This is a genomic window from Lactobacillus delbrueckii subsp. delbrueckii DSM 20074 = JCM 1012 (assembly GCF_001433875.1).
Taxonomy (GTDB): domain Bacteria; phylum Bacillota; class Bacilli; order Lactobacillales; family Lactobacillaceae; genus Lactobacillus; species Lactobacillus delbrueckii.
Genome location: NZ_AZCR01000071.1, coordinates 1 through 6,559 on the forward strand (window position 1 = coordinate 1; position 6,559 = coordinate 6,559).

5 protein-coding genes and 3 pseudogenes are annotated in these 6,559 nt (G+C 49.3%); 1 reads left to right on the top strand and 7 read right to left on the bottom strand.

From position 1 onward, the window contains the following. Nucleotides 1-168 precede the first annotated feature (168 nt). Nucleotides 169-404: pseudogene (locus FD23_RS07815) on the top strand (recombinase family protein); the annotation flags it as partial. Nucleotides 405-1,019: 615 nt separating this feature from the next. Here FD23_RS07815 and FD23_RS07820 read toward each other — a convergent pair. From FD23_RS07820 to FD23_RS10750, 7 genes and pseudogenes are all read right to left on the bottom strand, one after another. Then, nucleotides 1,020-1,931, bottom strand: a complete 912-nt coding sequence (locus tag FD23_RS07820) for a DMT family transporter (RefSeq protein WP_025896536.1) — start codon at nt 1,929-1,931, stop codon at nt 1,020-1,022. Between the two features lie 153 nt (nt 1,932-2,084). Beyond that, nucleotides 2,085-2,411: pseudogene (locus tag FD23_RS07825) on the bottom strand (gamma-glutamyl-gamma-aminobutyrate hydrolase family protein); the annotation flags it as partial. A gap of 179 nt (nt 2,412-2,590) precedes the next feature. Beyond that, nucleotides 2,591-3,014: pseudogene (locus FD23_RS07830) on the bottom strand (gamma-glutamyl-gamma-aminobutyrate hydrolase family protein); the annotation flags it as partial. A gap of 4 nt (nt 3,015-3,018) precedes the next feature. Continuing rightward, complete coding sequence (locus tag FD23_RS07835) at nt 3,019-3,825, bottom strand: Cof-type HAD-IIB family hydrolase (protein ID WP_025896463.1); 807 nt, start codon at nt 3,823-3,825, stop codon at nt 3,019-3,021. A gap of 64 nt (nt 3,826-3,889) precedes the next feature. Further along, a complete protein-coding gene (locus tag FD23_RS07840; RefSeq protein WP_025896464.1) occupies nt 3,890-4,765 on the bottom strand; it encodes an alpha/beta hydrolase in 876 nt (291 codons plus the stop codon). After that, the gene (locus tag FD23_RS10745) at nt 4,758-5,516 is read right to left on the bottom strand and encodes a hypothetical protein (RefSeq protein WP_230844921.1); all 759 of its coding nucleotides are present in this window, start codon (nt 5,514-5,516) and stop codon (nt 4,758-4,760) included. Before FD23_RS10745 ends, FD23_RS07840 begins: the two co-directional genes overlap by 8 nt. Further along, nucleotides 5,407-6,078, bottom strand: coding sequence for a hypothetical protein (locus FD23_RS10750; protein WP_230844922.1), 672 nt, complete (start codon nt 6,076-6,078; stop codon nt 5,407-5,409). The genes FD23_RS10745 and FD23_RS10750 overlap by 110 nt, the downstream gene beginning before the upstream one ends. Between the last annotated feature and the right edge of the window lie 481 nt (nt 6,079-6,559).

Below are 6,559 nucleotides of genomic sequence, written 5' to 3' on the forward strand. Positions count from 1 at the left end.
CCCGATTGAATATCGGAATCATGTTTTAACAACCTTAACGGCGTAATACTAAATTGTCCCAATTTTGGGGGTCACATCAATAGGGTATACCCTATTGGCCTTTTTTATTTCTGTGCTATGCTAGGAATTACAAGTGTTCATTAGAACTGTCCAAAAGGAGAACTGGAAATGGCTAAAATCGGTTATGCGCGTGTGAGTTCCAAGGAGCAACATTTAGATCGACAGTTAGTGGCTTTAAAAGACGTTGATAAATTATTTACGGATAAATTAAGTGGGGCTAACACTAATAGGCCAGAACTGAAAAAATGCTGGCCTATATTCGTGAGGGTGATATTGTAATGGTCACTGAATTAGATCGCTTAGGCAGAAACAACCAGGATTTAACTAATAGTTTAGCCAGTAAATATTCAATTAAGCTGCTAGTGATGGCGTTAATACCTCCTGCATGTACTTCGGGAGGCGGAAAATGAAAGCGTTGGTGAATCTTTCCATCTGCTCTTCTGTCGTTGTGCTTTTTTATTGGCTAAACTATTGAATTTTCAAGGTACGAGCCCACGTTTGCAAGTGGGAAGTTTATGTTAATATCTGACTAGCGGCCTGTAGTGCTTCCTGCTTGCATCCCCTAGTACAGGATAGTACAGGATTTTAGGAAGCCGCCCCGATTTTGGGCCCCACAAAAAAGGCAAAAAAAGAACCGCCTGCTTAACGCAAGCGGAGAAAATAGAATCACTACTTAGTTTCTATCATAGGTTGTCTTAGTAATCATGTTGAAGCCTGTGAACGCATCCGAATCATTGCACCAAATATTGCACCGGATTTAGTAACAACATTTTCTATCCTCAGTTAGTTAGAGTTGGCTAGATTGGAAAGAATCCCGTAGCGGCAAGCATTGAGAGACTTCTAGATTTGCTTAAAATTCGGCCAGGCTTAACCCCATGTTAATGATCAAATCATCGTTTTGGTTTTAACACAGTTTTCCTTGCTCTGACGGGCTTTTTCGGCAATATGCATAAAAAGTTCTAAAGATTTCTTTTCAATTTGCCCCGGCGGGGACTGGGCACGACCTGCAGGCAGGTGGCCAGGATAATCAAGACCCCGCCCGCCATCTTCATGATGCCAAAGTCGCTGCCCAGAAGGGTAACCGACAGAATCGTCGCTACCAGTGGCTCAAAGGCCTCCAGCATGCTGGCCAGGCCGGCTGAGATGTACATAACGCTGGAAAGGTAGAGCGAGTAAGCGAAAACCGTACCGGCAATCACGATGTAGATCACCAGGCTCCATTCCTTAACCGTAACTCTAGTGGCGGGCATCACGGCCAGGGCCGGACTGAGGATAATTCCGCCCAGCAGCATCCCCCAGGCCAAAATAGTGATGGTCCCGTACTTTTTAAAAAGCTTGGCCGGCATGGCAATGGCCAGAGCCTGGGTCAAGGCACTGAAGAAGCCCCAGACCAGGGTTTTAGGCGTCACCGCCAAGTGGCTGAAATTTCCGTTGGTCACCAAAACCACCGTCCCGACCACCGCTAGCAAGACCGCGATCAGATCGATTCTCCGGGGCATTTGCCGGGTTTTAGCCGCCATAAGGCAAATGATCAATACCGGGGCCAGGAAGACCAGGACAGTGGCCGTCGGCGCGTTTGAGGCCGCTACCGTGTAGAAGTAGGTAAACTGGGCCCCGGTGATGCCCAGCATGGAGAAAAGGGCCGCGTAGAGAAGGTCCCGGGGATTTTTGAAAATAGCAAATGTCCCCTTCCCCTTGTGGACCAGGGAAATGAGCAAAAGGCTCGCCCCGGCCAGCCATGACCGGACGTCAACCAGCCAGAAGGTATTGATATTTGGGCTTTGGTAGAGCATTTCCGCCGCCGTCCCCGAGGTCCCCCATAAGGCAGCCCCAGTAATTGCCAACAGGATTCCCAAATGCTTGTCTTTCATTTCTTCACCGTCATCGTTTCACGTGTAACATTCCATTTCTGCGTGGAAAGACAGATCCTTTTACATTATGACAGTTTTATGAGATTTTTGTTAGTCCCTTCCTAAAAAAAGGCAAAAGAAAAAGCAGCGAAAACGCTGCTTGCTTCTTTTCTTCTACTGCTTCTCTTCTTCCGCCTTGTCGATCAGGTACTTGAAGAGACGGTTCATGATGGCTGCTTCCGGGTCAGGGTTAGCGTGCATTTCTTCCGGGTGCCACTGCACGGCGATCAGCTTGCCGTCAGTGCTTTCCAAAGCTTCCGTCACCCCGTCGCTGGCGCTGGCTGATTCGGTCAAGTCCGGAGCCACTTCCTTGATCAGCTGGTGGTGGAAGGAGTTGGTCATGAGGATGCTTTCCCCCATGATCTTTTCCAGGGTTGTCCCGCTCTTGATCTTGACCACGTGGGTGCCCACGTTAGGCCGGGTAGCCTGCATGTGCTTTAAATGTTAATTTCCCAGGATTTTACAACTCAATGTCTAAGAAGTCTACTATTACGGCCTTTTTCGAAGTTTAAGATAATACTTTTTTGAGTTGTAACTTAAACTCAACGAAATCCTCTAAAAGGTTGATATATCAAGTGATAGAGCACTTTGAGTAGCAATTTATGGGAAATTAGCATTAAAGTGTTGCCTGGCCGCAAAGACAGGTCCTGCCACATGCTGCCGCCGTGGGCCACGTTGATGATCTGGGCGCCCCGGCAGATGCCCAGGACCGGTTTGCCGGTTTCTTCCGCTCGCTTCAAGAGGGCCATGTCGAGGGCATCTCGGTCTGGCCAGGTTTCCCCGCTCTTTTGGTCAATTTCTTCTCCGTACAAGTGGGGGTCAAGGTCATGGCCGCCAGACAGGATCAAGCCGTCAACTAAGTCCAGCTTGCTTAAAGGCCATTTCTTCTCCGCCAGCGGTAAAAGGAATTACCAAAGGAATCCCGCCGTTCTTGAGGACTGAGTCCACGTAAGCAGCGTTGACGTAGGTCCGGGGCTCGCCCATGAAGGAGCCGGACTGGATCGTAACTTCTGAAGCTGAAATACCGATAACTGCTTTTGCCATCTTATTATCCCATGTCTACAAACTTCTCCACCGCCAAAGCGATGCCGTCCTGATTGTTGCTGGCCGTGACGTAGTCAGCCGCGGCCTTGATCTCGTCGATCGCGTTGCCCATGGCCACCTTGAAGACCCCAGGCAGCTGGAAGTCAGAGAGGTCATTGTTGTTGTCGCCAAAAACCATGGCTTCTTCCGGCTGGATGTTCAAAAGGTCCAGCAAAGTGGTTAGGGCCTGGCCTTTGGAGGTGCCAGCAGTATTGAATTCCAGACACTGGCCGCCGGAAGCAGAGATTTCGAATTCCTGCTCAGTTGCCGGACTGAAGCCAGCCCGGAACTTCTTCATCTTGCTAGGCAAAGAAACAAACTCGCCCTTGATGAATTCGTAGTGCTGGCCGGGCACCATCCGCTTGACCCCCATGTTCCGGGCCTTGGCCAGAAAGCCGACACCGAAGGCACTGCCCTTTGGAGCTACATAGAAATCCTTGGTGTCCATGAAGTAAGGGCCAAAAATCCCCGTCTGCTTCAAGGCCAGTATGTGCTCCACGTTTTCATCAGTCAAGGGGCTGGCGCTTAGGACTTCCCCGTCCATCCGCTGGACCAGGCCGCCATTATAGCAAATAGCAAAGTTGTCTGCCGGGTCCAGCTTGAAGGGTTCAAAGACCTTCAAGACGCCAGGCAGAGGCCGGCCGGACAGGGGCACCACGAGAATTCCTTTTTCCCGGGCCTTTTTTAAAGTCGCCAGGGTCTTAGGGCTAACCTTCTTTCTGGAAGTCAGCAAGGTTCCGTCCAGGTCCACCGCGATCAATTTAATCTTCATAGATGTTTCCTTTCATCTTTGCTACTATTTTATGGCAAAAGGCGGCCAGCGCCTAATTTCACGCTTAGTTTTCCTTGTGCTTGGAATTTTGGCTGTTGTTTGGCCCCGGCTTGACCTGCTGCTTGAGCAGGTAATCCTGGATAATCTCGACTACCTGCTTATTCTGCGGCAGGCTGGAGTGCCCGGCTTCTGCTCCGGTAACAGTCATCATGGTATAGCTCTTGACCTGGTTCTGGAAGATGTACTTGCCGGCTTCCACGCTGCTTTCCGGCACGATCCCGTCGGATTCGTAGTTTTCCCCGCCGGACAGGGAGTAGACGATCATATTTTTCGGCAGGCGCTTGCGGTACTTGATAAAGTCCGTCATCATTTGCGTCTTGTACTTGATGCTCTTTTCACTGAAGTTGTAAGGCGAGCCCAAGGTCATCAAGCACTTGATTGTAATTTCATCTGAATAGTCGCTGTAGTAGTGTTCCAGCCAGTAAGTCCAGATCAGGCCCCCGTTTGAGTGGCCAAAAGCCTTGAAGTTGTTAAACTTGTAAGTTTTGGCAATTTCGTAAAAGGCATCGTCCAGCCAGCCGGCCTGCTTCTTGATATTGCTGTAACCGTCATGGTTATTTTGAAAGCCAATCACGATAAAGGGCTCATTGTCCTCCTTTTTCATTGAACCAGAATAAGTCAAGGTCCCGTCTTCACTGATTTCCACCTTAAGCAGGCTGTGCTTATAAGGGGTATTCTCGTTGAGCAGGTCCACCAGTTCATTGAAGCGGTTGACGGTAGCACTGGAGCCGGGAACCATGATCAGAGGTGACAGTTGCGAGCGCTGGCGTTCAGCGTGCTCCTTGTTGGTCTTTTTCATCCAGGAATAGCCCGGAACGGCCAGCAAAATAATGATCGTCAAGGCAACGACGATCAGTTTCCAGTTGCGGCTCTTAAACATGACGGTCATCCTCCATTTCATAGTCCTTCAGCAGGATCTTGGTCCGGTTGTCCAGCTTGACGGCTGGAATCATCATGACCACGTCCAGGCAGAAGAGGAAGATGGTGAAAATCAAGGTCGGCCAGTTGCCGTTAGTGGCAAAAAACGGCACCAGAGGGCCTGGCGTCCCCGTCAAGACCGTATATACCGGAGTCGGCACGATATGCAGGAAAATCGCCAAAGCCGCGATCAGCATGTTCACGACTGGCACCAGGACCAGCTGAAGGGCATAGATCGGGTTTAGAATCACCGGCAAGCCGATCAAAAAGCCCCGGGACGAACTGAACAAAAGCGGCCAGAGGTTCATCTTAGCCACTGTTTCCGGCTCCTTCCGTCGGCCCCAGATCAAGATGGCCACGGCTAAAGCTAAAATTGTCCCGCAGCCGCCCATAACCCCGTAAATCGAGATCATGGACCCGCCCAGGTAAGGATAAGGCACCTTCCAGACTGACCCCCGCCGCAAGACATAGGTCAAGTTGGCAGTCGCGGCGGCTGAACCAGCCACGTTGCCCAAGTCAAGAATCGGGACTTCCAGGCCCAGCCAGCTCAAAAATGAAGCCAGGGCCGTGGCCGGCACCGTCAAAAGCAGGTTGTTGGAATTTTCAACCGATGACACGATGCTGGTCAGGCTGAAGTTGGCCTTGACCTTGCTGATGACCACATAGAGAATCCCGCCGATAGCGATTCCCCCGATTACAGTAACCAGGGTCAACCAGGGTCGGCTTCAGAGCCTCGATCGCCCGGTCCTGGACCAGTTTGGTGTGCTCATAGTTGACAGACTCATAATCGGCACCTAACCAATGGAAAACCTGTCCTACCCCATAACCCAGCAAGATGGCAAAGGAGGTGTACTGGAAGCCCAAATAGCCCCCTGTAAGCAAAGAAATCCGTCCGGTCAAGCCCAGCTGAAAGAGATAGATCATGACCAAGAGACTGGTCAGAGCACTGATCCCGGCCATCGTCGCATCTTTATGGTAGATTTTAGCCGTAAAGGAAGCTGAGAAATAAACCGTGAACAGGCAAAAAAGGCCGAAGATAACTTCAACCAGGCATTGTGACAGGTTAGTCCCGATGTCCCAGAAGCGGTCACTCATGATTTTGTCAAAATCAAATATATTATAGATAAAACTTTCCGGCGCAAAGACGCTGTACTGCAAGACCTGGAAAAAGGCCCCGACCGTCGCGATCGGCATCAGAACGGCAAAGGTCCGCTGGGCCACTCTGAAAAAGGAGCGGCGGCGTAGCCAGATGCACCACTTGGCTAATTTGTCCATTTACTCTTCCCCCCACAAAAACTATATCAATTATACAAATTTCCTTAGTACTTGAGCAAACTTTTGCCGCAAAAAACCGGACCAATTTCTGGTCCGGTTTAAAAAGTAACAAGAAATGTATTTATTCAACACTTGTAGCTGTTTCAGTTGCCAATGTGGGGTTAACCAGCATTACCAAACCGATGATGAGTGTTAGTAATCCCATGGTAGCTGCCTGCTTTCTATGGTATCTGTGTTTAAAATTATAAGCTATGTTTTCATTCTAAAGGCCAAGGAGAAGAATTGCGAGTCATCTGCCTATCCTTAAGAAATACTTTAGAAAAGTAAGTATCTTGTAACTTAAAAGAAAACAAACTGCAATTAACCTGTAACAAAGGCAAAAAATATAAAAGCCAAGGAAAACAAAACATACTAATCTGGTGTTGGATGATTACTCGACGGAGTAGTCGTTCAACACTTTTTCTTTTACTATATAAAGTGG

Bases quoted from the DNA above. Each gene is read 5' to 3' on its own strand.
- FD23_RS07820 (WP_025896536.1), bottom strand. From the start codon at position 1,931: ATGAAAGACAAGCATTTGGGAATCCTGTTGGCAATTACTGGGGCTGCC.
- FD23_RS07835 (WP_025896463.1), bottom strand. From the start codon at position 3,825: ATGAAGATTAAATTGATCGCGGTGGACCTGGACGGAACCTTGCTGACT.
- FD23_RS07840 (WP_025896464.1), bottom strand. From the start codon at position 4,765: ATGTTTAAGAGCCGCAACTGGAAACTGATCGTCGTTGCCTTGACGATC.
- FD23_RS10750 (WP_230844922.1), bottom strand. From the start codon at position 6,078: ATGGACAAATTAGCCAAGTGGTGCATCTGGCTACGCCGCCGCTCCTTT.